Annotated in this window: 22 protein-coding genes; 9 read left to right on the top strand and 13 right to left on the bottom strand. The window is 73.6% G+C overall.

Features of this window, described 5'->3' with window-relative positions; genetic code table 11:
* Positions 1-62 precede the first annotated feature (62 nt).
* Together ACSNOA_RS24470 and ACSNOA_RS24465 are read right to left on the bottom strand one after the other, a co-directional pair.
* Positions 63-458, bottom strand: a complete 396-nt coding sequence (locus ACSNOA_RS24470; RefSeq protein WP_436661751.1) for a hypothetical protein — start codon at positions 456-458, stop codon at positions 63-65.
* 105 nt (positions 459-563) lie between these two features.
* Entirely contained in the window at positions 564-1,508 is a 945-nt protein-coding gene (locus tag ACSNOA_RS24465) for a cytochrome c oxidase assembly protein (protein WP_436661749.1), read from the bottom strand.
* 108 nt (positions 1,509-1,616) lie between these two features.
* Between ACSNOA_RS24465 and ctaE the strand changes: the two genes are divergently transcribed.
* From ctaE to ACSNOA_RS24440, 5 genes are all read left to right on the top strand, one after another.
* Complete coding sequence (gene ctaE, locus ACSNOA_RS24460; protein ID WP_436661747.1) at positions 1,617-2,216, top strand: aa3-type cytochrome oxidase subunit III; 600 nt, start codon at positions 1,617-1,619, stop codon at positions 2,214-2,216.
* Positions 2,217-2,287: 71 nt separating this feature from the next.
* Complete coding sequence (qcrC, locus tag ACSNOA_RS24455; protein WP_436661745.1) at positions 2,288-3,124, top strand: cytochrome bc1 complex diheme cytochrome c subunit; 837 nt, start codon at positions 2,288-2,290, stop codon at positions 3,122-3,124.
* Between the two features lie 67 nt (positions 3,125-3,191).
* Positions 3,192-4,280: a cytochrome bc1 complex Rieske iron-sulfur subunit gene (gene qcrA / locus ACSNOA_RS24450; protein ID WP_436661743.1), complete on the top strand. Its 1,089-nt coding sequence runs from the start codon at positions 3,192-3,194 to the stop codon at positions 4,278-4,280.
* Complete coding sequence (gene qcrB / locus ACSNOA_RS24445) at positions 4,277-5,905, top strand: cytochrome bc1 complex cytochrome b subunit (protein WP_436661741.1); 1,629 nt, start codon at positions 4,277-4,279, stop codon at positions 5,903-5,905. The genes qcrA and qcrB overlap by 4 nt, the downstream gene beginning before the upstream one ends.
* A gap of 236 nt (positions 5,906-6,141) precedes the next feature.
* Positions 6,142-6,834: a DUF4142 domain-containing protein gene (locus tag ACSNOA_RS24440; protein ID WP_436661739.1), complete on the top strand. Its 693-nt coding sequence runs from the start codon at positions 6,142-6,144 to the stop codon at positions 6,832-6,834.
* A gap of 88 nt (positions 6,835-6,922) precedes the next feature.
* On the opposite strand, the gene ACSNOA_RS24435 is transcribed toward ACSNOA_RS24440, so the two are convergent.
* The 5 genes from ACSNOA_RS24435 to ACSNOA_RS24415 form a co-directional block, all read right to left on the bottom strand.
* Complete coding sequence (locus ACSNOA_RS24435) at positions 6,923-7,210, bottom strand: Lrp/AsnC family transcriptional regulator (RefSeq protein WP_436661737.1); 288 nt, start codon at positions 7,208-7,210, stop codon at positions 6,923-6,925.
* A 36-nt stretch (positions 7,211-7,246) separates the two neighbouring features.
* On the bottom strand, positions 7,247-8,143 hold the full coding sequence (locus ACSNOA_RS24430; protein WP_436661736.1) for a nucleotidyltransferase family protein: 897 nt from the start codon (positions 8,141-8,143) through the stop codon (positions 7,247-7,249).
* A 2-nt stretch (positions 8,144-8,145) separates the two neighbouring features.
* Positions 8,146-8,688, bottom strand: a complete 543-nt coding sequence (locus tag ACSNOA_RS24425; protein WP_436661734.1) for an NUDIX hydrolase — start codon at positions 8,686-8,688, stop codon at positions 8,146-8,148.
* A gap of 42 nt (positions 8,689-8,730) precedes the next feature.
* On the bottom strand, positions 8,731-10,524 hold the full coding sequence (locus ACSNOA_RS24420) for a RelA/SpoT family protein (RefSeq protein WP_436662436.1): 1,794 nt from the start codon (positions 10,522-10,524) through the stop codon (positions 8,731-8,733).
* Positions 10,525-10,653: 129 nt separating this feature from the next.
* The gene (locus ACSNOA_RS24415; protein WP_436661733.1) at positions 10,654-12,411 is read right to left on the bottom strand and encodes a DEDD exonuclease domain-containing protein; all 1,758 of its coding nucleotides are present in this window, start codon (positions 12,409-12,411) and stop codon (positions 10,654-10,656) included.
* A 127-nt stretch (positions 12,412-12,538) separates the two neighbouring features.
* Here ACSNOA_RS24415 and ACSNOA_RS24410 point away from each other — a divergent pair, with 127 nt between their 5' ends.
* The 4 genes from ACSNOA_RS24410 (at position 12,539) to ACSNOA_RS24395 (ending at position 17,609) form a co-directional block, all read left to right on the top strand.
* Positions 12,539-13,939 (top strand): NYN domain-containing protein, encoded by a 1,401-nt coding sequence (locus tag ACSNOA_RS24410; RefSeq protein WP_436661731.1) that lies wholly within the window; start codon positions 12,539-12,541, stop codon positions 13,937-13,939.
* Between the two features lie 558 nt (positions 13,940-14,497).
* On the top strand, positions 14,498-14,719 hold the full coding sequence (locus ACSNOA_RS24405; RefSeq protein WP_436661730.1) for a hypothetical protein: 222 nt from the start codon (positions 14,498-14,500) through the stop codon (positions 14,717-14,719).
* A gap of 509 nt (positions 14,720-15,228) precedes the next feature.
* Entirely contained in the window at positions 15,229-16,488 is a 1,260-nt protein-coding gene (locus ACSNOA_RS24400; RefSeq protein WP_436661729.1) for a M48 family metallopeptidase, read from the top strand.
* The gene (locus tag ACSNOA_RS24395; protein ID WP_436661728.1) at positions 16,485-17,609 is read left to right on the top strand and encodes a glycosyltransferase family 4 protein; all 1,125 of its coding nucleotides are present in this window, start codon (positions 16,485-16,487) and stop codon (positions 17,607-17,609) included. Before ACSNOA_RS24400 ends, ACSNOA_RS24395 begins: the two co-directional genes overlap by 4 nt.
* A gap of 290 nt (positions 17,610-17,899) precedes the next feature.
* On the opposite strand, the gene ACSNOA_RS24390 is transcribed toward ACSNOA_RS24395, so the two are convergent.
* From ACSNOA_RS24390 to ACSNOA_RS24365, 6 genes are all read right to left on the bottom strand, one after another.
* Positions 17,900-18,571, bottom strand: a complete 672-nt coding sequence (locus tag ACSNOA_RS24390) for a lysophospholipid acyltransferase family protein (protein WP_436661727.1) — start codon at positions 18,569-18,571, stop codon at positions 17,900-17,902.
* 9 nt (positions 18,572-18,580) lie between these two features.
* Positions 18,581-19,162: a TetR/AcrR family transcriptional regulator gene (locus ACSNOA_RS24385; RefSeq protein ID WP_436661725.1), complete on the bottom strand. Its 582-nt coding sequence runs from the start codon at positions 19,160-19,162 to the stop codon at positions 18,581-18,583.
* Positions 19,163-19,209: 47 nt separating this feature from the next.
* Positions 19,210-20,880 carry a putative bifunctional diguanylate cyclase/phosphodiesterase gene (locus tag ACSNOA_RS24380; RefSeq protein WP_436662435.1) on the bottom strand — a complete coding sequence of 557 codons (1,671 nt, stop codon included), beginning with the start codon at positions 20,878-20,880 and terminating at the stop codon, positions 19,210-19,212.
* 88 nt (positions 20,881-20,968) lie between these two features.
* Positions 20,969-21,778 (bottom strand): SAM-dependent methyltransferase, encoded by an 810-nt coding sequence (locus ACSNOA_RS24375; protein WP_436661723.1) that lies wholly within the window; start codon positions 21,776-21,778, stop codon positions 20,969-20,971.
* Positions 21,779-21,972: 194 nt separating this feature from the next.
* Entirely contained in the window at positions 21,973-22,641 is a 669-nt protein-coding gene (locus tag ACSNOA_RS24370) for a response regulator transcription factor (RefSeq protein WP_007072219.1), read from the bottom strand.
* 7 nt (positions 22,642-22,648) lie between these two features.
* Positions 22,649-24,340, bottom strand: coding sequence for a GAF domain-containing sensor histidine kinase (locus tag ACSNOA_RS24365; RefSeq protein WP_436661721.1), 1,692 nt, complete (start codon positions 24,338-24,340; stop codon positions 22,649-22,651).
* Between the last annotated feature and the right edge of the window lie 11 nt (positions 24,341-24,351).

Genomic DNA, 24,351 nt, shown 5'->3' with positions numbered 1-24,351 from the left:
ATGCGGGTGGGATGAACCGGCGCCGGTGGGTCCGGCGCCGTGGCGGTGCCGGAGCGGGGACGTCAGGCGGGTGCGTGCGTCCGCAGCAGCTCGGCCACCGTGGTGCCGGTGGTCACCGGGTCGAGCGGGTGCACCAGGGTGGCGTCGACCTCGGCGTACGCGGCCAGCCATCGGTCCGCGGCGCGGGCGATCACCACGCAGGTCGGGGGAGCGTCGTCCCGGTCGTCCTTGATCTGGCGGGCGATGCCGAGGCCGCCGCCGGGGCTCGCCTCGCCGTCGAGCAGCAGCAGGTCGATCTCGTAGTCGTCGACGAGGCGGACGACCTCGGCGTACGTGGACGCCTCGACGAACTCCAGCTTCAGGCCGGGCGCCGGACGGGTGCCGACGGCCAGCCGCATCCGGTCACGGACGTCCGGGTCGTCGCTGTAGAGCAGGACGGTGCACTCACGATCGCTCATGGCTCGGCTGGCTCCCACCTCGTAGCTGCCCGCTGATCGTACCGGTCGACGTGACGCAGCCGACACGCGCCCGGCACCGGCCGCCGGCCCGGACGTCGTCGCAGCTCAGGCCGTTGATCCGGCGGCCCGCTCGCGGGCCTCCTGGCGGTCCAGCTCGCGGTCGATGCGGCGGGCCTCCCGCTCCGACTGCTTGACCCACTGCACGACCAGCACCGCGAGCATCGTCACGCTCACGAACTCGCCACCGGCCCACAGGATGCCGCCGGCGAGCACCTGGTCGTCCCACGGGTCGGCCCAGCCGAGGTGGAGCGACGGGTACCAGTCCCCGCCGAAGAGCGTGCTGCTCTGCATGATCGTGAGACCGAGCACGGTGTGGAACGGCACCGAGAGCACCATGAGCAGCGCCCGGGCCGGGTACGGCCACCGCCCGGGCAGCGGGTCCAGGCCGAGCAGCGGCCAGAAGAACACGCAGCCGGTCATGATGAAGTGCGCGTGCACCAGCTCGTGCGCCCAGGCGTGCGCGAGGGTGTACCGGTAGAGGTCGGTGAAGTAGAGCACGAACGGGTTGACCACGAAGATGGCGAACGCCACCAGTGGGAAGCTGTAGATCCGGGCGATCCGGCTGTGCACGATCGCGAGCAGCCGCTTGCGCGGTCGCTGCGGCAGCGTACGCAGGGCCAGCGTCATGGGCGCGCCGAGCGCCAGGAAGATCGGCGACACCATCGACAGCACCATGTGCTGGACCATGTGCACCGACAGTAGGGTGGTGTCGTACGTCTCGATGCCGCTGGCCGTGACGAGCGCGATACCGCCCAGGCCGGGGCCGAGGAAGAAGACGGTACGCGAGACCGGCCACCGGTCGCCCCGGATCCGCAGCCGGTGCACCCCGTAGAGGTAGAGCCCGGCGGCGAGAACCAGCCCCAGGGTCAGCCAGCTGTCCAGCCGGGCCTCGGTGAACACCGAGGTGATGGAGAACGGCGGCGGGGTCGCTCCGGCGGCCGCCGAGGTGGCGGCCGAGGTGGCGGCGAAGATCGGATCGACGTGCAGCACGCTTTTCAGGCTAGGCCAGGCGAACCGGACCACCACGATCGGGCCACCGTGACCACTGGTTTGCCACCCCGCTGATCGCCGACGCCGGTCAGGGGCAATAATGACCGCGTGACTGCGGCCCCAGCCATTGACAAGAGCCGGATCCACTCCCTGACCCGACCCAACATGGTCAGCGTCGGGACGATCGTGTGGCTCTCCAGCGAACTCATGTTCTTCGCGGCGCTGTTCGCGATGTACTTCTCCATCCGCGCGGCGGCGCCGGAGCAGTGGGAGAAGCACACCGAGATCCTCAACATCCCGTACGCGACCACCTTCACGGTGATCCTGGTGTTGTCCTCGGTGACCTGCCAGCTCGGCGTCTTCGCGGCCGAGCGGGGTGACGTGCACGCGCTGCGGCGCTGGTTCACGATCACCTTCGTGATGGGCCTCATCTTCGTGCTCGGTCAGCTCAACGAGTACCGCAATCTGGTGCACGAGGGCGTGAAGATCAACGAAGACGGTTACGGGTCGATGTTCTACCTGACCACCGGCTTCCACGGTCTGCACGTGACCGGTGGTCTCATCGCCTTCATCATCTTCATGATCCGCACCACGATGGGCCGGTTCACGCCGGCGCAGGCCACCTCGGCGATCGTCGTGTCGTACTACTGGCACTTCGTCGACGTCGTGTGGATCGGGCTCTACGCCATGATCTACTGGCTTCAGTGATCTTGGCGTGTCACGAATCGCGCCGTTGCTCCGTCTCCTGATTAAGGTCCAACCGGTTAAGGACACAGGTCATGACTTCTGACAACGACCGCCCACGCGGTCTGCTCGCGCGGCTGCGCGGGCGGCCCGCGGCGCGCAGCAGGGGCCGCCGCCGGCTGGGTGCCGCGGTCCGGCTGCTCGCCGCGCTGACGCTGGCCGGGGGCGCCTACACGGTCTTCGCCCCGGGCGCGCAGGCGCAGGACAGTGCCCCCCTCAGCGGCGCCGCAGCCGAGGGCAAGGCGCTGTTCGACGTGAGCTGCGTGACCTGTCACGGCCGCAACGCCCAGGGCGTCGAGGGACGTGGCCCGAGCCTCATCGGTGTGGGCGCCGCCTCGGTCGAGTTCCAGGTCAGCACCGGCCGCATGCCGCTGCCCCGGCAGGAGGCGCAGGCGCACCGCAAGCCCCCGCTCTTCACCGACGAGCAGACCCGCCAGCTGGCCCAGTACATCCAGGAGCTCGGCGGCGGTCCCGTGGTGCCGGACGGCAACGACCTGCACGAGGAGGGCGACGTCGCCGCCGGCGGCGAGCTGTTCCGCATCAACTGCTCCCAGTGCCACGCCTTCGGTGCCGGCGGCGGCGCGCTCTCGTCGGGCAAGTTCGCCCCGAGCCTGCGCCCCGCGAGCGACCGGCAGATCTACGCCGCCATGCTGAGCGGCCCGCAGAACATGCCGGTGTTCGGCGACAACCAGCTCCGGCCGGATCAGAAGGCCGACATCATCGCCTACATCCAGGAGACGCTGAAGCACGACCAGGACCCGGGCGGCTTCAACCTCGGCCGGTACGGCCCCTCCACCGAGGGCCTGGCGATCTTCCTGGTCGGCATCGTCGCGCTGGTCTTCGCGAGCCTGTGGATTGCGGGCAAGTCGTGACCGGGCGGATCATTCGATTCAGCGCTGCGGTGCCGCACCCCGGCACCGCCGGTAACGAGGTGACGGCATGAGCACGCACACCGAGCACCAGGCCCAGCAGGGCCGGGAGCCGCTCGACGTGAACACCCCCGGGGTTACCCGCTTCGACATCGTCCGCGAGGGCGCCCGCCGGGACGACATCGAGATCGTCCACTACGAGCCGCAGGTCGTCGCGGGCAGCAAGGCCGAGCGCCGGCTCGTCCGGCTGGTCGCCACGCTCTTCCTGCTCACCGGCCTGGCGGCGACCGCCTTCCTGGTCATCTACATCTGGTGGCCGTGGGAGTACGCCCCGGGCCGCGGGATGGACAAGTACTACACCCCGCTGCTCGGCGTGACCCTCGGCCTGGCCCTGCTGGCCGTCGGCTTCGGCATCCTCACCTGGGGCAAGAAGCTGCTGCCCAAGGAGGTCTCGATCCAGGACCGGCACGAGGGCGCCGTGGCCCAGGACGAGCGCACCATCACCGGCCAGACCATGCTCTACATGGCCGACGAGATGGGTGTGAAGCGGCGGCCGCTGCTGGGCGCCTCGCTGCTGCTGGGCCTCGCGCCGGTCGGCGCGGTCGCGGCGGCCCCGCTGGTCGGCGGGCTGATCTCCAACCCGCACAAGAACAACCAGATGTTCACCACCGGGTTCGCCGCGGCGGAGGGCGGTCAGCGGGTCCGGCTCGTCCGCGAGGACGGCCGGCCGGTGCGCCCCGCGGACATCAGCTCGGGCGGTCAGCTCACCGTCTTCCCCGGCATCGAGGAGGGCGTGAGCAACCGGCACGCCGACTCGCCCACCCTGCTGATCCACCTGCGGGACTCCGACGCGCAGGAGTCCCGCCGGAACAACGAGCGGGTGGGTCACGGCGACTACATGTGGGGCAACTACGCGGCGTTCTCCAAGATCTGCACGCACGCGGGCTGCCCGGCCAGTCTCTTCGAGCAGCAGACCAACCGGCTGCTCTGCCCGTGCCACCAGTCGCAGTTCCTGATCACCGACAATGCCCGGCCCGTCTTCGGGCCCGCGAGCCGGCGGCTGCCGCAGCTGCCGATCGAGGTGGACTCCGAGGGCTTCTTCGTCGCGAAGTCCGACTACACCGAGACCGTCGGGCCAGACTTCTGGGAGCGGCCATGAAGCGTCGTAAGTTCGACCTGGCGGCTGTGCCGGGCAACACCGCGGCGGGGGTGGACGACCGCTTCCAGGTGGCCACGCCCCTGCGCCGGCTGCTGAACAAGGTCTTCCCGGACCACTGGTCCTTCCTGCTCGGTGAGATCGCGCTCTTCTCGTTCATCGTGCTGCTGCTCACCGGTACGTTCCTGACCTTCTTCTTCGAGCCGTCGATGACCGAGGTGGTCTACGACGGCGCCTACGCCCCGCTGCGGGGCACGCCGATGTCCGCCGCGTACGCCTCCAGCCTCGACCTCTCCTTCGAGGTCCGGGGCGGTCTGGTCATGCGGCAGATGCACCACTGGGCGGCGCTGCTGTTCATGGCCGCGATCGTCGTGCACATGCTGCGCGTGTTCTTCACCGGCGCGTTCCGCAAGCCGCGTGAGACGAACTGGATCATCGGCTCGCTGCTGTTCTGGGTCGGCTTCCTGGCCGGCTTCACCGGCTACTCGCTGCCGGACGACGGGCTCTCCGGCACCGGTCTGCGGATCGCCTCGGCGATCATGCTCTCCATCCCGGTGATCGGCTCGTGGCTCACCTCGTCGATCTTCGGCGGGGAGTTCCCCGGCACGATCATCATCAGCCGGTTCTTCATCGCCCACGTGCTGCTCATCCCGGCCCTGCTGCTCGCCCTGATCAGCGCCCACCTGGGCCTGGTCTTCAAGCAGAAGCACACCCAGTGGCCCGGCCCCGGCCGGACCAACGGCAACGTGGTCGGCGAGCGGATGTTCCCGCGGTACGCCATCAAGCAGGGCGGCTTCTTCATGGTCGTCTTCGGCGTGATCGCGCTGATGGGCGGTCTGTTCCAGATCAACCCGATCTGGCTCTTCGGCCCGTACGAGGCGTGGGTCGTCTCGGCCGCCAGCCAGCCGGACTGGTACGTCATGTTCCTGGACGGCTCGACCCGGCTCATGCCGGCGTGGCAGATCACCATCCCGCTCGGCGACGGGTACGTGATCCCGCCGCTGTTCTGGCCGACGGTCGTGCTGCCCGGCATCCTCGTCGGTCTGTCCACGCTCTACCCGTTCATGGAGGCGCGGCACCTCAAGGACCGCAAGAGCCACAACCTGCTCCAGCGGCCCCGTGACGCGCCGGCCCGCACCGCGGTGGGCGCCATGGCGGTGTCGTTCTACCTGGTGCTGACGATCTCCGGCGCCAACGACGTCATCGCCGACAAGTTCCAGATCAGCCTGAACGCGATGACCTGGGCCGGCCGTATCGGCCTGCTCCTCGTGCCGCCGCTCGCGTACTACGTGACGTACCGGCTGTGCCTCGGTCTGCAGCAGCACGACCGTGAGGTGCTCGCGCACGGCGTGGAGACCGGCATCATCCGGCGCCTGCCGGACGGCCGGTTCGTCGAGGTGCACCAGCCGCTCACCGCGGCGGAGCACGGCGACGGCCACGGCGAGCTGGAGTACGCCGGTTGGGTGGTGCCGAAGAAGATGAACCGGCTCGGGGCCCTCGGCCCGGCCGTCCGGGGCTTCTTCTACCCGATCGAGAAGCCGGTCGAGGCGCCGGTCTCGCCGGGTCACCCGCCGGTCGAGCCCCGACCGGAGCGTGAGGAGATCGGCAGCGGCGAGCCGCGCCGCTGACCCCGACCCGCCCGACGTGGCGCCCGCCGGATTCCGGCGGGCGCCACGTCCGTTTGCGCCCTGTCCCGCCCCGCCCCGCCGGTTTCGACCCCGTTTCGGGTGCGCCGGTCACGGCGGCAGCGTCCGGAGCGGGACCGCGAGGCCTGACCCGGCCGTCCCCTCACGGCGCGGATCGCAGGAATAACCCCGGTGAGCCGGGTATCCGTGCGCCGTCCAACGTCTCAAGGGGGGGAAGCATGTTGGGTATCAAACGCCTCGGCCTGCTGGCCGCGCTGGTGGTGGTGGGTGTCGCACCGGCCGCCGCGGCGCAGGCCGCGGCGCAGCCGTCGTCGCAGGACACCCAGTATCTGCAGGCGATCCACCAGACCAACCTGTTCGAGATCACCACGGGTGAGCTGGCCCAGCAGAAGGGCCAGAACCAGCAGGTCAAGGACCTCGGCAAGATGTTCGTGACCGACCACACCCAGCTGGACCAGACGGTGCAGCAGACCGCGCAGCAGCTCAACGTGCAGCTGCCCAACGGTCCCACCCAGGACCAGCAGGCCGTGATCGACCGGTTGAACAACGCGAGCGGGGCGAACTTCGACCGTGAGTGGGTGACCGCGCAGCTGGCCGGCCACGTCCAGTCCATCCAGGCCACCCAGACGGAGATCTCGCAGGGCTCCGAGCAGTCGGTGATCCAGCTGGCGCAGACCGCGCTGCCGGTGCTCCAGGCGCACTACGACGAGCTGGTCCAGCTGGCCCAGCAGCTTGGTGTTCCGGTTCCGCAGGCCAGCGCCAGTGGCACGCCGAGCCCCGGTGGCACCGGGACCGAGTCGCCGGCTCCGGGCGGCACCGGGACCGAATCCCCGGCTCCGGGCGGCACCGGAACCGAGTCGCCCGCTCCGGGCGGCGGCACCACCGAGTCGCCGGCCCCGGGCCAGAGCTGACCTCGGGCAGCGAAACGGCCGGTCCATCCGCGGGATGGACCGGCCGTCGCCCGTCCAGGTCGGGGAAGACCGTCGGCCGGAGCCCCGGTCAGTCGGCGTTCGCCAGGCCGATGGCGAAGGCCTCCTCCAGGTCGTGCTGGGAGTACGCCCGGAAGGCGATGTGCGTCTCGGTGTTGAGCACGCCCGGGACCTTCGAGATGCTGCCGGCGATGACCTGGGCGATCTGCTCGAACTCGCGTACGCGGACCATGGCGATCAGGTCGACGTGCCCGGCCACCGAGTAGACCTCGCTGACGCCGGGAAGGTTGGCCAGGGTCTCGGCCACCTCGGGAATCGAGTCGGTGGCGCAGTCGATCAGCACGATCGCGGTGATCACGGGGAGTTCTCCGTTCGTCGGGCGTCGTCGCTCATGCTAGATCCTCGCGGATGGCCGGGCGGCGGGCACGGTGAGGTCGTCGCCGGCGCGGATCACCTCGTGCAGCCGCTCGCCGTCGCGGACGGTCGCGCCGGGCCACACGACCGACCGGACGATTTCGCCGCGCACCACGGCGCCCGCGCCGACCACCGACTCCCGGCAGCGGCCCGTGACGGTGGCCGTCGGGTCGACCAGGCCGCCGCGGGCGGCCGGGTCGATCAGGCCGCCGCGGGCGGTGTGCAGGTTCGCGGCGAGGTAGTCGGCGGGGGTGCCGGTGTCGTAGAACGTGCCGCGGTAGGGCACCACGCGCAGCGCGCCCGCCGCCTCGGCCGGCCGCCAGATCGCGCGTACCAGGTCGCCGAAGCCGTCCGGCAGGTCGCGCACCAGGCGCCACGGCAGCAGCGAGAACCCCGTGAAGGCGTACCCGCCGAACGTGCCGGGCGCCGACGAGTCGGCGGCGGGCTGGCCGAGCAGGCGTACCTCCTCGCCGTCCCAGCCGGCCAGCAGCGCGGCCACGTCCGGGCCGGGAGCGGCGGCCGGGTCGGCGAGGTACGCGTCCGCGTTGCCGACGAGCACCGGCCGGCCGGCGATCCAGTCCCGCAGGCGCGCCACCCCGCCCGCGGTGCCGAGCGGGTCGCCCGGCTCCACCGAGAGATGTGCCCGGTCGCCGACGTGCGCGACCACCTGCCCGGCCAGGTAGCAGGCGTTCACGGCGACCCGGGCCGGCCCGGTCAGGCCGAGACCCGCGAGCCGGGCCAGCGCCCGGTCCAGCAGCGGCACGTTGCCGACCGGGCAGAGCGCCTTGGGCAGCCGCTCGGTCAACGGTCGCAGGCGCGTCCCCTCGCCGGCGGCGAGCACCACCGCGCAGATGTCGCCCGCGCCGGCCGGCGGCACCGTCACTCCTCCGTGTCGGGCACCGGCGGCGGGAACTGCCCCACCAGCGGGCCGATGCCGTAGTACGCGAGCAGCCGCGCCGTCGGCCAGCTCAGCCGGGGCAGGTCGTCCAGCGGCTGCCAGGCGGCCTCGAAGACCTCGGCGCCGTCGACCGTGAGCGGCGTGGTGCTGGCCGGCACCTCGGTCTCGAAGACACAGTCGACCCACCCCTTGGCGTGCACCACGGCGTTCGGCACCGCCGGGCGCAGCCGGGCGGGGGAGAGCTTGATGCCGGTCTCCTCGTGCAGCTCGCGGGCCGCGCCGACCACCGGAGCCTCACCCCGTTGCAGCAGGCCGGCCGGAAGCGTCCAGCTGTGCCCGGGCGGCTGCCGGAGCATGAGCAGCCGGCCGGCCCCCTCGGCCTCGGCGTCGCGGACCAGGGTGACGGCGCCGACGATGTACTTCGGCACGGCCAGCCGGACCAGGCGGCGCCGCACCGGCAGCGGCAGCCGGTAGAAGACCTGGTACGCGACGGCACGCCCGGTGGCGCGAGAGCGGGGGATCATGGCTCCAGGCTAGTGGTCACCCGTGCCGCTCGCGCCCGCCGGTCACTGGCGGTGGTCGACGAGGTCGATGAGCTGGCGAACCACGTCGTCCGGGGCGAGCACCCGGTCGAAGACGGCGACGAGCATCGTCTCCAGGTCGGGGTAGCCCAGCTCCTCGGAGAGGCGCAGCAGCGGCAGGTCGCTGGCGAGCCCCCGGTTGTGCTGGCGCAGGGTGAGCCCGATGGCGGCCCGGCCGAGGCGCACCTTGTCGCTGATCGAGATGCCCGGCTCGGTGTGCTCCGCGAACCAGCGGTTGATCTGCATCTGCGCGTGCGGCGACTTCACGAAGCCGAGCCACTCCCGGCGGGGGCCGCGCGGCGCGGCCTCGGCCTCGAAACCGTTGTCGGCGTCGCTCTCGGTGAAGATCTCGACCACGTCACCCTCCTCCAGTTCCGAGGAGAGCGGCGCGAGCCGGCCGTTGATCCGTGCGGCGAGGCAGTGGTCGCCCCGGTCGGTGCCCAGCTCGTACGCGAGGTCCACCGGGGTCGCGCCGGCCGGCAGCATGACCTGCCGCCCGTCGGCGAACACCTGGATCTGCGCCTCGGACAGGTCGCAGCGCAGCGACTCGAGGAACTGCGCCGGGTCGGCGGCGTCCTGCTCCCAGTCGAGCACCCGGTGCAGCCAGGCCAGCTGCTCGGCGTGGGCCGTCGCCGCGGCGCCGCCGGCGCGCGGGAAGCGGTAGTCGGCCGCGATGCCGTACTCGGCCGAACGGTGCATCTCCTCGGTGCGGATGAGGACCTCGACGGTGCGGTCCTTCGGGCCCCAGACGCTGGTGTGCAGGGAGCGGTAGAGGTTGTTCTTGGGCGAGGCGATGTAGTCCTTGAACCGGCCCGGCACCGGGCGCCACAGGCCGTGGACGGCGCCGAGGGCCGCGTAACAGTCGGTCGGCGGCCCGTCCACGACAACGGCGATGCGGGGCAGGTCGTACGGGCTGCCGTGGCCGCCCGCCACGGTGTCCTTCCAGATCGAGTAGAGGTGCCGCGGCCGCGGGCTCACCTGGGCGTCGACCCGGCTGCGGCGCAGCGCCGCCTTGGCCTGCGCCACCACGTTCTCCAGGTACGCGTCCCATCCGGGCCGGTCGTGCACGTGCCGGGCGATCCGGGCGTGGTCCTCGGGGTGCAGGTGCAGCAGCACCACGTCGTCCAGCTCCCGCTTGAGCGTCTGGATGCCCAGCCGGTCGCAGAGCGGGATGAGCACCTCCTCGGTCTTGCGGGCGATCCGCTCGCGGGAGGCGGCGGACCGGACGCCGAGGGTGCGCATGTTGTGCAGCCGGTCGGCCAGCTTGATGATCAGGACCCGGACGTCCTTGCCGGCCGCGATGATCATCTTTCGGATCGTCTCGGCCTCGGCCGCCTTGCCGTAGAACGCCTTGTCGAACTTCGTGACCCCGTCGACGAGGTGGGCCACCTGGTCGCCGAAGTCCTCGTGCAGCGCCTGGAGCGTGTAACGGGTGTCCTCCACCGTGTCGTGCAGCAGCGCCGCCACGAGGGTGGTGGTGTCCATTCCCAGGTCGGCGCAGATCTGGGCCACCGCGAGCGGGTGGGTGATGTAGGGCTCGCCGCTCTTGCGGAACTGCCCGCGGTGCATGTTCTCCGCGATGGTGTACGCCCGGCGCAGCACGGACGGGTCGGCGCCCGCGTGGATGCCACGGTGGGTGCGGATCAGGTGGTTGACCGGGTCGGTCTCGGTGGTCGGCCAGGTGAGCAGCGACCGTAGCCGACGGGTCAGCGGCAGCTCGCCCGGCTGGGTCGGAAGCGCGCCCCCCAGGGCGGCGCCGTGTCCGGCGTCGACGTCCACGAGGGACACCTCCTCACCCCGGCCCCGCGGCCACCGACGCGCGGCAACCGGGAGCAGGCCCACGAATCGGGCAGGACTGCACTTCTCTAACAGCCTAAGGGAGTCGACGTAGTCCGATCGGTCACTTGGTCATGAGCGTTCGGTCGAGAGTTGGTGGGACGCGGCGGCTTCGGCCTTGGCCAGGAGGTCGCGGAAGCGCGCCGCCCCACGGACCGGGGACGACCATCCGGAGGACATCTCCACCAGCCGGGTCTCCGGTCGCTCCAACCAGGACAGGATGCGTTCGGACTCCTCGGCCGTGGCCGCCGGGACCGGGCCGTGTCCCGCGGCGACGGTCTCCGCGGTGGCCCGGATGGCGGCGAGCGTGGGTCGCGGATGGACCCCGGGCGGCGACACGCCGGCGCCGGCCAACCGGCCGTGCCGGACCAGCGCCAACTCCCAGCCACCGCGGGCCGCCGGGCGGGCGGCGGCCAGCTCCGCGATCCCGGTGAGCGCGGCCAGCCGCTGCATCCGGACCGCGGCCCGCAGCACCGCCGTGAGGCGGGAGCGGACCACGGCCGCCTCCTCGTAGCGCTGGTCGCGGGAGAGCGCGTCGATCCGGGCCAGCAGGGCGTCCACCACCACCTGCGGGTCGTCGGCCGTGGCGGTGCGGAACGGCGTGGCGGCGCGCCGGTCGTACTCCTCCGGTGTGATCCGGTGCTCGCAGGGCGCCGCGCAGCGACCCAGCTCGGCCAGCGCGCAGGCCGGCGTGACGGTGCGCAGCGAGAGCCGGTGGGTGCACTGGCGCAGCGGCACCGCGTCGTGGAAGCCCGCGGCGGCCTGCTCGGCGGCGCGCCGGGAGGTGAACGGCCCGAGGTAGGCCCGGTCGGTGGCGGCGAGGTCGCGGACCACGGACAGCCGCGGGTAGTGCTCCTCGGTGAGCTTGAGCCAGAGCATCCGCTCCGGGAACTTCGACCGCCGGTTGTACGGCGGGGCGTGCGCCGCGATCAGCCGCAGCTCGCGCACCTCGGCCTCGAGCGAGTGCGCGCACTCCACCGCCTCGACCCGCTCCGCGGCGGCGAGCATCTCCGAGATCCGGGCCCGCTTCTCGGCCGCCGTGAAGTAGCTGCGCACCCGCGTGGCGATGTCGCCCGACGTGCCCACGTACAGCGGCCGGTCGTCGGCGGCCCGGAAGATGTACACCCCGGGCACCTTCGGCAGCCCGTCGGCCAGGTGGCGCTTGCGTCGCTGCGTGGGGGTGACCGCCCTGGCGAACTCGATGGCGTCGCCGATCGTGTCCACGCGGTGCCCGCCGAGCCGGCCGATCAGGGCGTGCAGCACGTCGACGGTGGCCTTGGCGTCGTCCAGCGCCCGGTGCGTCGGCTGGACGGCGGTGCGGAAGTAGGCCGCCAGGGTGCCCAGCTTGCGGTTGGGCACCTCGTCGCGCATGAGGACGCGACGCGCCAGCGCGGCGGTGTCCAGCACCCGGGGGTTGGGCCAGCGGTAGCCGTGGCGGGCGCAGGCCGCCTTCAGGAACCCGACGTCGTACGGCGCGTTGTGCGCGACCAGCACCGCGTCGGTGATGAACTCCAGGAAGCTCGGCAGCACCTGCTCGATCGGCGGCGCGGGCACCACCATGGCCTGCGTGATGCCGGTCAGCACCGTGATGAACGGGGGGATCGGCTGCCCCGGGTTGACGAGAGTGGCGAGCACGCCCAACTCCTCACCACCGCGGACCTTGACGGCGCCGATCTCGGTGATCCCGCCGCCGTCGGGCGCCCCGCCGGTGGTCTCCAGGTCGACCACCACGAACGTGGTCGCGTACAGCGGCAGGGCCGGGTCGACACCGCCGCCGGCGCTGGGGTCGAGACCGGCCAGCGTCTCCTGGACGTACTCCGCCTGTGCCATCCGCGGCACGCTAGCGCCACGGTCCGACACTCCCGTCTCAGCCGCCCCACGCGTCGTCACGGCGCTAGGATGAGAGATCGGCTCACTCACCGGGCGGTGGGCCCGGTCGCGGTGGGAGACTTGCCACATGCCCCTCACCGAGCCGTACGACGACCACCTCCCTCCGGAGGACCGGTCCGCCGCTGCGCGCGACGACGGCGGTGAGGTGCCGGAATCCGTCCCGGAGCCCGAGCCGGTCCTGCCCGAGCCGGTGCGGCAGCGGATCGTGACGCTGACCGCCGCCGTGCTGCCCGGCCTCCCCGCCGACGAGGTGCCCGTGCCGCTGCGCCGGGTGGCGAAGTTCGCGCCCAACCGGCGGGCCCGCCTCGGCGCCCCGGCGATCGCCGCCCAGCTCACCGCCGACCCGCTCTTCCGGCAGCGGGTCACCGCCCGGGTGCTCGCCGACGCCGGCGACCTGGGCGCGGCCGTGGTGGAGGGCACCGCGCCGGCCGCCGCCGACCCGGTCGAGGTGGCCGCGCTGGCCTACCTGGCGCGGCCGCGCGGCTGGCGCGAGCTGATCGACGCGAGCGGCGCCGCCGTCCGCGCCGAAGCCGACAGCGCGGTGGTCGCGGAGCTGGTCCGCGAGGCCGAGCAGCGGGCCACCCGCGCCGAGCACGACCGGGCCGTGGCCCGGGTCGAGGCGGAGAAGCTCCGTGACGAGCTGGCCCGGGTCCGCGAGGAGCTCGGCCAGCTCCGCGAGGAGGCACGCCAACTGGCCCGTACGCTCCGCGAGACGCAGGCCGCCGAGCGGCGGGCCAACGAGCTGCTCGCCACCGAGCGCGGTCGCGCGGCGCGGGCCGCGGCCGACGCCGACGCCGAGCTGCGCCGAGCCCGCGCCCGCCTGGCCGAGGCGGAGGCCGCCGCGGGCGTCGCCCGGGCCAGCGCGAAGGAGGCACGCTCGGTCGACGACGCCCGCCTCTGGCTGCTGCTGGAGACGATCGGCCAGGCCGCCGTCGGGCTGCGCCGGGAACTGGCGCTCGATCCGGTCGACAAGCTGCCGGCCGACTTCGTGGCGGAGGCGACCGCCGACCAGCCCGCCGCCGTGGCCGGCGCCGCGGCCCGCGCCCGCGACACCGACGACCCGGCCCGGCTTGACCAACTGCTCGCGCTGCCCCGCGCCCACCTCGTGGTGGACGGCTACAACGTCACCAAGCGCGGCTTCGGCGAGATGTCGCTGGAGCAGCAGCGCAAACGCCTCATCAGCGGTCTCGGTGGGATCGCCGCGCAGACCGGCGACGAGGTCACCGTCGTCTTCGACGGGGCCGAACGCATCCCTGGGCTGCCGCCCGCCCCACGTGGCGTACGGGTGCTCTTCTCCCGCAAGGGGGAGACCGCGGACGAGCTGATCCGCCGCCTGGTCCGCGCCGAGCCGCCGGGTCGGCCGGTCGTCGTGATCTCCTCCGACCGCGAGGTGGCCGACGGGGTACGCCGGCACGGCGCGTACCCGCTCGGCGCCGACTCGCTGCTGCGCCGCCTCGCCCGCTCCTGACGCGGCGGGCGCGGCGCCTGGTCCGGCTGTCCTCGCTGTCCTTGGTGCTCGGGCTCTCGGCTGCTCGGCTGCTCGGCTGCTCGGCTGCTCGGGTGGCCGGGGCCGGGGCTCTGGGTCCGGCGGTCCGGGTGCCGCCTCGATCTACCCGCGGGGCGGAGGAGTGCCTGCCACACTGTCGAGCTGCCCCACATATGGGGCGGAGCGCCGCCTCTCCCGTTCGATCGACTCCGTTTCGCCGATCTGGCGGTATACCGGCGTGCCGGATGGCGCCATATCGGGGATCTGGTGTGGATCAAGCGCGTTGAGCCGTCGTGATCGACTCGACTTCCCGGAAGTCGGGCCGTTTTCGTGCCGCGACAGCCCGCCTTCCTGGAACTCGCGTTGATCTTGACGCGCCGATCCGGTCGGCGGCCCGGCGGTCGGCTTGATCGGGTTCGGGGCGGCTGGACGGCCGTTGTCCGGTTCTGTCGTACCCCTTGCCTAATGTCGATGTGACCGACGGTGGTCGGGCGGCGACGACGGTGTCGCCTCCGCCGCCGCAGCCCGTCAGGAGGCTTCATGCTCATCGACTGCGACCGGTGCGCCGTCCGGGGAGCCGGCTGTTCCGGTTGCCTGGTGACCGCCCTGCTCGACGACCGGTCCCCGGCCGCGGACCTCGGCGCCGCCGAGCACCGGGCGATCGAGGTGTTCATGCGCGCCGGGTTCGAGGTGGAGGTGCTGCCCGCCCCGCGGCGGCCCGCCGGTCAGCCACGTCCAGCCCGGCGTCGCCGGGTCGCCTGACCGCCGCGGCACCCGGGCGTTGGCAGCGGGTGCCGCTCGTCGTCGACGCCGGATCGACACGCCGCAGGCCGCCCGAGCCGCTGGCGGTCGTCGACCCGGCACCGGGGCCCACGGGTGGCATGGCATGGTCGGCCCGTCGTCTCGCCCAGCCGGCGACCGGCGGGCGGCGGGCGGCAAGGGACAAGGGGCAGGGGACAAGGGGCAGGGGCGACCGGCCGCCGGTGGCGCCTCCCGGGCGGTAGCGCGGCAGGCTCCACCCGGGCCGCTGGCGGCGGTGGACCGGGCGCCCGCGCGCACCGGCGGCGGTCGACCGGGCGCCCGTGCGCACCGGTGGTGTGGCCGTGCGGCGACCCGCCCGTGGTGGGCTGGCCGTCGCGCCCGTGATGGGCCGGCCGTCGCGGGTGCGGTGGGCCGGCGAGCCCTAGGATGGGCGGTCACGGCGGGAGGAGAACGGGGATGACGCGGGTATCGCGGGGCGGCAGCGGGCGTCCGTGCGCCGGGGTGTCGGGATGACGCCGCGCGGCTGGGCGCTGCTGACCCTGGTCGGGCTCGCCCTCGCGTTCGTGGTCACCGTGGCGCTGCTGATTCCCTGGCACCGTCCGCCGGCGCCCCGGGCCGACCAGCTCGCCGCCCTGCGTGACCTTCCGGCCGACCACGTCGCCCGGAGCCGGGAGTTCCGGTCGGCGCTGCGTCCCGGCGGCTACGTCTCGCTCGCCGTGGGCCTGCTGGTCGCGCTCGCCCTCGGTCTCACCCCGCTGGGCAGTCGCCTCGTCGAGCTGGCCGGGCGGCCGTTCGGCGGCAACTGGGCGGCCCAGGCCGTGCTCGGCGGGCTGGCCGTGGTGCTCGTCGCCGACCTGGTGACCCTCCCGTTCGCCGCCTGGCGCCAGGCCGTGCTCACCCGCTACGGGCTCAGCACCAACGGCTGGAGCGGCTGGGCGGTCGACCTGCTCAAGTCGTACGCGGTGAGCGCCGTGATCGGCGGCGTCGCGCTGCTTGGCTTCTACACCGTGATCCGGCTGTCCCCGCGCTGGTGGTGGGCGTTCGGCGCGGCCGGTGCGGCCGGTCTCGTGGTGCTGCTCTCGTTCGTCCTGCCGGTGCTGGTGGAGCCGGTGTTCAACCGGTTCACCCCGATGGAGCAGGGCCCGCTGCGCACCGAGCTGATGGCGATGGCCGCCCGTGACGGGGTGCCGGTGCGGGACGTGCTGGTGGCCGACGCGTCGCGCCGGACGCGGGCCGTCAACGCGTACGTCTCGGGCATCGGCCCGACCCGGCGGGTCGTGGTCTACGACACCCTGCTCCGGGAGGCGCCGCCCGAGGAGGTGACCGCCGTGGTGGCGCACGAGCTGGGGCACGCCAAGGACCGCGACGTCACCGTGGGCACGTTGACCGGGGCGCTGGGCGCCGCCGCGGCGGTGGTGGCGCTCTACCTGATCGGCTCGTGGGCGCCGCTGCTGCGGCTTGCGGGCGTCGACTCGGTCGCCCAACCGCGCGCGTTCCCGCTGCTGGTCGCCCTGGTGACGGTGGCCGGCCTGGTGTCCGCGCCGGCGCAGGCGTTGATCTCCCGGCGGGTGGAGGCGCGCGCCGACGCGCACGCGCTCGACCTCACGGGCGACCCGGCCGCCTTCGAGGCCATGCAACGCCGGCTGGCCGGGGTCAACCTCGCGGACCCCGATCCGCCGCGCTGGGAGTACCTGTACTCCGCCACCCACCCGTCGACGGTCGAGCGGATGGCCGCCGCCCGCGCCTACGCCAGGGAGGCCGGCAGATGAGCCGGACGCTGCTGATCACCAACGATTTCCCGCCCCGCCCCGGCGGCATCCAGTCGTTCGTGCACAACCTCGCGGTGCGCCAGCCCACCGGCTCCGTGGTGGTGTATGCGTCGAGCTGGCGCGGGGCGGACAAGTTCGACGCCGACCAGCCGTTCGAGGTGATCCGGGAACGCACTCGGGTGCTGCTGCCCACCCCGCTGGTGGCACGCCGGGCGGCGCGGCTGGCACGGGCGTACGACTGCGACACGGTGTGGTTCGGCGCGGCGGCCCCGCTCGGGCTGCTCGCGGCGGGGCTGCGCCGGCGGGCCGGCATCCGCCGGGTGGTGGCGCAGACGCACGGGCACGAGGTCGGCTGGGCCGCCCTGCCCGGCGCGCGGGCGGCGCTGCGCCGGATCGGGCGCGGCGCGGACGTGGTCACGTACCTCGGCGAGTACACCCGGACCCGGCTCGCCCGGGCGCTGCACGGGCTCACCGAGCTGCACCGGCTCGCGCCCGGCGTGGACGTGGACACCTACCACCCGGGCGTCGACGGGGAACCGGTGCGCGCGCGGCTCGGGTTGTCCGACCGCCCGGTCGTGGTCTGCGTCTCCCGGCTGGTGCCCCGCAAGGGCCAGGACATGCTGATCCGGGCCATGCCGGAGATCCGCCGCCGGGTTCCCGACGCGGCGCTGCTCGTGGTCGGGGGCGGGCCGTACCGGGCCGCGCTCGAGAAGCTGGCCCGCCAGACCGGCGTGGACCGCGAGGTGGTCTTCACGGGCTCCGTGCCGGCGGCCGACCTGCCGGCGCACTACGCGGCCGGTGACGTGTACGCGATGCCGTGCCGCACCCGCAACCGGGGGCTCGACGTGGAGGGGCTCGGCATCGTCTACCTGGAGGCGTCCGCGGCCGGGCTGCCCGTGGTCGCCGGTGACTCGGGCGGCGCCCCGGACGCGGTCCGCGAGGGCGAGACCGGTTACGTGGTACGCGGCCACGACGTCGCCCAGCTCGCCGACCGGGTGTCGCGGCTGCTCGCCGACCGGGACCTGGCCCGCCAGCTCGGCGCGGCCGGCCGGGCCTGGGTCGAGAAGGAGTGGCGCTGGGAGACCCAGGCCCAGCGGATGGCGTCGCTGCTCGCCGGCTGACCGGCGCCCGGGGCGACGCGCCATTGCAAGATCGCACTCGATCGTGGGTGTCGTGGCATCCCGTGCGCGCGGACACCACGACAACCAGGTTCGAGCACGATCTCCGGTGCCGCGCCGACGCGCGGGCCCGGCAGCGCGCGGACGCGCGGGCCCGGCAACGCGCCGACACGCCGACCCGGCAACGCGCGGACACGCCGGCCCGGCAATGCGCGGACGCGCCGGTCCGGCAACGCGCCGACACGCCGGCCCGGCAATGCGCGGCATGCCCGGGCTCAGCCGGGTCGGGCCCGTCAGGCGGCCAGGGAGTCCCGCTTCGGGGCGTACCGGGGGACGTACTCCTGGCCGGTCAAGCGTTGGATCGCCGCCATCACCTCGTCGGTGAGCGCCCGGACGTCACGGGGGCCGTCGATGCGGCCGGCCACCGGGATCGGTGGGCCGAACCGCAGCGTGACGGGGTGCCGCCGGGGGAGGCGCGCGTCGATGGGGAGCACCTCCGCCGTGCCGAGCACGCCGACCGGGACGATCGGCACGCCGGCGTCGCGGGCCAGCCGCACGACTCCGGTGCGGCCGCGGTGCAGCCGTCCGTCGGGAGAGCGGGTGCCCTCCGGGTAGACGGCGACGAGGCCGCCGGCGCGGAGCACCGGAATCGCCGCGTCGAACGCCGCGAGGACGGCCCGGCCACCGCCTCGTTCCACCCGGATGGCGCCCATGCCGCTGACGATGCGGCGGCTGAGCCAGCCGCGCGGGCCGCCGCCGGAGAAGTACTCGGACTTGGCCCAGAAGGCGACGTGCCGGGGCGTCACGGTGGCGAGGAACAGCTCGTCGGCGACCGAGAGGTGGTTGCCGGCGAGGATCGCGCCGCCGTGGCGCGGCACGTGCGCGAGCCCTTCGACGTGGGGGCGCCAGCCCAGCCGCAGGGCGGTGCCGAGGGTCAGCTTGCCGAGGTCGTACAGCAGGGGCACGGTGTCTCCTCAGGGGCTCGTGCGGTGGCCGAGGTGCGCGTCGAGGGCGGCCCGCAGCAGCGCGTCGTCGTCGGCCTGCCCGGTGGCCAGTTGGAGGCTGCCCCAGGCCCACAGTTGGGCGAGGCCGTGCAGGTTGGCCCAGAGCGCGCCGGCGAGGACGGGGGCCGGCGCGTCGGTCGGCCGGCGAGCCTCGGTGACGAGATCGACCAGCAGGGTGAACAGCGGCAGGCTGGTGTCGCGCAGCCCGAGCCGGCCGCTGTTGAGCAGGTCGTGCCGGAACATCAGCTCGAACATGCCGCGGTGCGCGGCCGCGTAGTCGAGGTAGGCCCGGCCGAGGGCGAGCAGCCGGTCGTACGGGTCGGGCCCGCCGTCGCGCACGGTCGCGGCGACGCGGGCGGCGAGGTCGGTGTAGCCCTCGCGGGCGATGGCGGAGAGCAGGTCGAGGTGGGTGGGGAAGTACCGGCGGGGCGCTCCGTGGGAGACGCCGGCGCGGCGGGCGATCTCGCGCAGGGACACGGCCGCGTGCCCCTCGTGCTCGACGAGGTCCACCCCGGCGGCGACGAGCCGGGACCGGATGTCGGCGTCGGTCATAGACAGTGTCTACCAGAGGTGCGTAGACAATGTCTACGGCGTGCGGGTCAGCCGATGCGCTCCAGGATCCGGTCGGCCGGGGCGGGACGCCCGAAGTGCCAGCCCTGGCCCGCGTCGCAGCCGATGGCCCGCAGTCGCTCGGCCTGCCCGGCGGTCTCCACCCCCTCGGCGGTGACCGTGAGGTCGAGGGCGTGCGCGAGTGACACCAGCGAGGCGAGGATCCGCTCGTCGGTGCGGCTGCCCGGCTCCACGGCCGGCGCGCGCAGCCCGGCCACGAACTCCCCGGCCACCTTCAGCTCCGTGACGGGCAGGTCCCGCAGGTACGCGAGATTGCTGTAGCCGGTGCCGAAGTCGTCGATGGCGATCCGTACGCCGAGGTCGGCGAGCACCCGCAGCGCACGCACCGGCTCCTCGGTGGTGCTCATCATGGTGCTCTCGGTGATCTCCAGCTGGAGCCGCTCCGGTGGCAGCCCGGTGCGCTGCAACAGCCCCCGCACCTCCTGCACGAGGCCCGGCCGGTGCACCTGGCGGACGGCCAGGTTGACGCTCACGAACGGCGCCGTGCCCCGACACGCCGACGACCAGCCCTCCGCCTCCCGGCACGCCTCGGCGAGGACCCACCCGCCGAGCTGCACGATGAGCCCGGTCTCCTCGGCCAGCCCGATGAAGCTGTCCGGACGCAGCACCCCCAGCTCCGGGTGGCGCCACCGCACCAGCGCCTCCACACCGAGCAGGGTGCCGTCCCGCAGCGAGGTGAGCGGCTGGTAGTCGAGGTAGAACTCGCCCCGCTCGAGAGCGGTGGGAATGGCCGCGGAGAGCGCGTACCGGGCGAGCTCCCGCCGGTTGCGCTCGGCGTCGAACAGCTCCCAGCGGGCCCCGCCGGCCGCCTTGGCCCAGTGCAGGGTGCTGTCGGCGGCCCGCATGAGGTCACCGGGGGTGGTGCCCGCCACCCGCCGCTCCACGATGCCGATGCTCGCCGTGACGCTGAGCTCGTGACCGTCCACGAGGGCCGGTTCGCGGACCGCGGCCAGGGCGGTGTCGGCCAGCGCGACCACGTCGTCGGTGCCGCCGGTGTCCTCGACGAGGATGACGAACTCGTCCCCACCGAGCCGGGCCACCAGATGCCCGTCGAGGGCCCGGCGGAGCCGGTCGGCGACCGTGGTGAGCAGCCGGTCGCCGATCTGGTGGCCGAGCGAGTCGTTGACCACCTTGAACCGGTCCAGGTCGAGGAAACAGAGCCCGACCCGCTGCGCGCCGCGGCCCGGTTCGTTGAGCGCCGCGGTGAGCCGCTCGGTGAAGAGCGTCCGGTTGGGTAGGTCGGTGAGCGGATCATGCGTGGCCTGGTGGCGGAACCGCGCCTCGCTGTCGCGCAACGCGCGCTCGGCCTGCGTACGGGCCATCATGGCGGCCCGCCGGATCGACTCCTGCTCGTCCAGCGTGCGGTCGCGCAGCGCCCGCGCGTACCCGGTGGCCACGGCGGCGAGCAGCCGCGCCATCCGGTCCTCGACGTCGTCGGCCACGAGGCCCAGGTCGCGGACCAGCCGGAGCTGGACGACCTCCACGGTGCGGCCGAGCCCCTCGGCCGACGCGATGTGGTTGGCGACCAGCTCCGTCCCCACCCGGTGACCGGGGCGCAGGTCGAACGGCTCGGCCAGCAGCGCGGCGGCCAGCTCGTCGGTGAGCCGTTGCAGCAGCCCCTCGAGCTGGTCCTGCGTCATGGGCAGAAAGCTCGTGCCGGTGACCGCCTTCGCCCACGCGCGGGCGAAGGTCCCGGGGCGGGACGGCGCCCGCACCGCCGCCGCCGACTCAGCCACCGAGCCGCCCGACCCCGCCCATGAAGACCGCCCGCTCGGCGTCCTCCGCGCTGTCCGGCGACTCCGGACGCCACTGCGGCACCCAGACCACACCCGGCTCGACGAGCGTGAACCCGTCGAAGAACGCGGTCAGCTCCGCCCGGCTGCGGACGAAGAGCGGGTTGTCCGTACGCCGGTAGACCCGCTCCGCCTCGGCCCGCTCCTCCTCGCTGCGACCGTCGTCGCTCGCCTGCGAGAGGACCAGGTGGCTGCCGGGGACGAGCGCGTCGCGCAGGGTGCCCAGGATCCGCCCCGGCTCGTCGTCGTCGGAGAGGAAGTGCAGCACCGCCACGACCATGACGGCCACCGGCTCGTCGAAGTCGAGCATCCGGCGCACCTCGGGGTGGCCCAGGATCCGCTCCGGGTGGCGCAGGTCCTCCTGGACCACGACGGCCCCGTCGTCGCCGGCGAGGATCTCCCGGCTGTGCGCCACGGCGACCGGGTCGATGTCGACGTACACGACCCGGGAGTCGGGGGCGTGGCGCTGGGCGATCTCGTGCACGTTGCCCACGGTGGGGATGCCCGAGCCGATGTCCAGGAACTGCCGCACGCCGGCCTCGGTGAGGTAGTGCACCGCCCGCCGCAGGAAGGCCCGGTTGGCCTGGGCCATGAGCGGGGCCTCCGGCACGGCGGCCACCATCGCCTGGGCGGCGGCCCGGTCGGCCGCGAAGTTGTGCGAGCCGCCGAGGTAGTAGTCGTACATGCGGGCGACGCTCGGGCGTTCGATGTCGATCGTCTCGGGTGCCCAGTCCGGCCGCTGCATGCCTTCACCCCTCGTGTCGACGACGCGGGCGCCGTCGCCCGCGGACCACCGCGGTATTCTGCCCCTCCGACGGCCCGGGTGACCATAGCCCGACCCGCGGCATCCGGCGGACGACGGTCGATACGGGAAGATCCGCGCCGGCCGCCGGGCCGACGCGGATCTCGCGTCGCAGCACGCCGCAGGTGCGGCGCCGATCAGAACTTCGGGGCGTCCGGGGCCTCGAGCAGGCCCAGCCGCAGCGCCGTCATGAGCGCCTGCGCCCGGTTGGCCGCGCCCAGCTTCTCGTAGAGCTTCGAGATGTGGGTCTTGGCCGTCGACTCGCTCACGAAGAGCTGCTTGGCGATGCCGGCGACGCTCATGCCGTCGGCGAGCAGCCGCAGCACCTGCCCCTCGCGGGGGGAGAGCTGCGGACCGGACGGGGCGAGCCGGCGCTTCATGGCCTCGGCCAGGTCGGCGGCCGTGAACGCGCTGGGGGAGGAGGCGGCGTGCCGGGCGGCGGCCACCACCTCGTCGGCCGGCGCGGTCTTCGGCACGAACGCGCTCGCGCCGGCCTCCAGGGCGCCGAAGAGCTGGTCGTCGCCAGCGTACATGGTCAGCACCACGATGCCCATGGAGGCGCTGGACTTGCGCAGCGCCCGGGTGGCCTCGAGGCCGCTGCCGTCGGGCAGCCGGAGATCCATGATCACCACGTCCGGCTGCAGCGCCCCGGCCTGCCGGACCCCCTCCGCCGCCGTGGCGGCCTCGCCCACGACCTCGAACTGCCGGTCGCGCTCGAAGGCGTGCCGCAGGCCCTTGCGGATGAGGTCGTGATCGTCGACAAGGAGGACCTTGGTGCGGGTGGCCGGTGTCGGGCTTGTGGTCATCCTCGGGTTACTCCCCTTCTGCTGCTGCGCTACCGCGCACGTTATCGCGCCGGGGCGAGGTGCCGAGAACCACCGCCACGGTCGTGCCGCTCGGTTGCCGGGGTCGGATCTCCAACCGGCCCCGGATACGTTCCGCCCTCTCGGCCATGATCGCAAGACCGTACCGCCCGTCCGGGCGCTGGTCAGCGATCCCCTGACCGTCATCCGACACTTCAATCTGCGCGTACGGCGGGTCGACCTCGCAGGTGACCCAGAGATTGGACGCCCCCGCGTGCTTGCGCGCGTTGGTCACCGCCTCCTGGGCGATGCGCAGCAACTCGGCCTCCGTGGCGGCGGGGAGGCGGGCGGTCGACTCGTCCAGCGACAGGTGCACGCGCAGCCCGCCCGACGCGCCGACCGTCCGGGCGTACTCGGCGATCGCGGCCGCCAGCCCACCGTGCCGGTCGACCTCGCTGCGCAGCTCGAACAGGCTGAGCCGCAGCTCGGTGATCACCCGGGTCACCTCGCCGCGCAGCGTACGCAGCGCCTCGGCGGTCTCGTCGGCGTCGTCGAAGACGGTGGCGAGGGCGTTGTCGATGCCGTAGCCGACCATCACCAGCTCCTGGGCGACCCCGTCGTGGATCTCCCGGGCCAGCCGCTGCCGCTCCTCGTTGGTGGCCAGCGAGCGGACCTCGTCGAACAGCAGCGCCGCCTCCAGGCGCAGGGCGGCCGGACCGGTCAGCGCCGTCACCCGGCCCACCACCTCCGGCGGGTAGGCGTGCGCCGCGTCCGCCTCCAGCACCACGAGGCCGACCGTACGCACACCGGCGACCAGCGGGACGATCAACGCGGAGACGTCGCCGCCGGGGTGCGAGCGGGCCTGCGAGCGGGCGGCGGTGTGCGGCTGCTGGCTGGCCCAGGCGTCGGCGATCGCCGAGTCCGCGTCGAGTGTGGTCTCCCAGTCGACCCGGTCGACGCCGACCTGGGCGAGGACCACGAGCCGGCCGCCGCCGCTGGCGGAGAGCACGGCGGCCCGGTCGCTCGGGGCCACGCCGCGCAGTTCCTCCAGCAGGTGCTCGGAGATGCCGCCCGGGTCCAGCGTCGCCCCGGGCAGCTGCCGGGCGACCGTACGGAGCTGGGTGAGCAGCCGCGTCGCCTCGGCGTACGGCTGGGGCTTGCCCTCGCCGCGCACCTGGATGACCCGGTGCAGCGTGCGTGCCGCGTACAGCCCGAGAGCGGCCAGGATCAGCCACTGCGCGCAGACCGCCAGGTAGCCCGCCTGGGTGAGCTGCCGCGTGCCGTCGACCACGGTCAGCGCGCCGCTGAGCAGCAGCGTGGCCGCGGCCACGCCGAGCAGCGCGGCGCCCTCGCGGAACTTGCGGCGCAGCGCCGTGACGGTCACCGGCACCGCGAGGTACGGCAGCACCGCGGAGGCGCCGAGCCCGTCGATCGTGCCGCTCAGCAGGGACACGGCGGCCACCTGGCTGGCGGCCAGGCCGAGCACCACCACCTCGGCCACCCGGCTGAGCGGGGCGATCAGCCGCTGCTGCGGCGCCAGCAGGGCGGGCAGCCCGGCCACCGCGAGCAGCGCGATCCACCAGAGCTGGGCCGGTTCGTGGGTCGCGAACAGCGTGAGGACGGCGACCAGCGCCAGCATCACGAGGCGCGCGGCCGCGGCGAGGGGATGCGGTTGGGGGCGGGCGGGTGTCGAGGCGGGCACGTGACGGATGG

It is taken from the genome of Micromonospora sp. URMC 103, from assembly GCF_051386435.1.
In the GTDB taxonomy this organism is placed as follows: domain Bacteria; phylum Actinomycetota; class Actinomycetes; order Mycobacteriales; family Micromonosporaceae; genus Micromonospora.
Note: the sequence above shows the minus strand (reverse complement) of the source record. Positions and strands in the feature narration are given on the sequence as shown.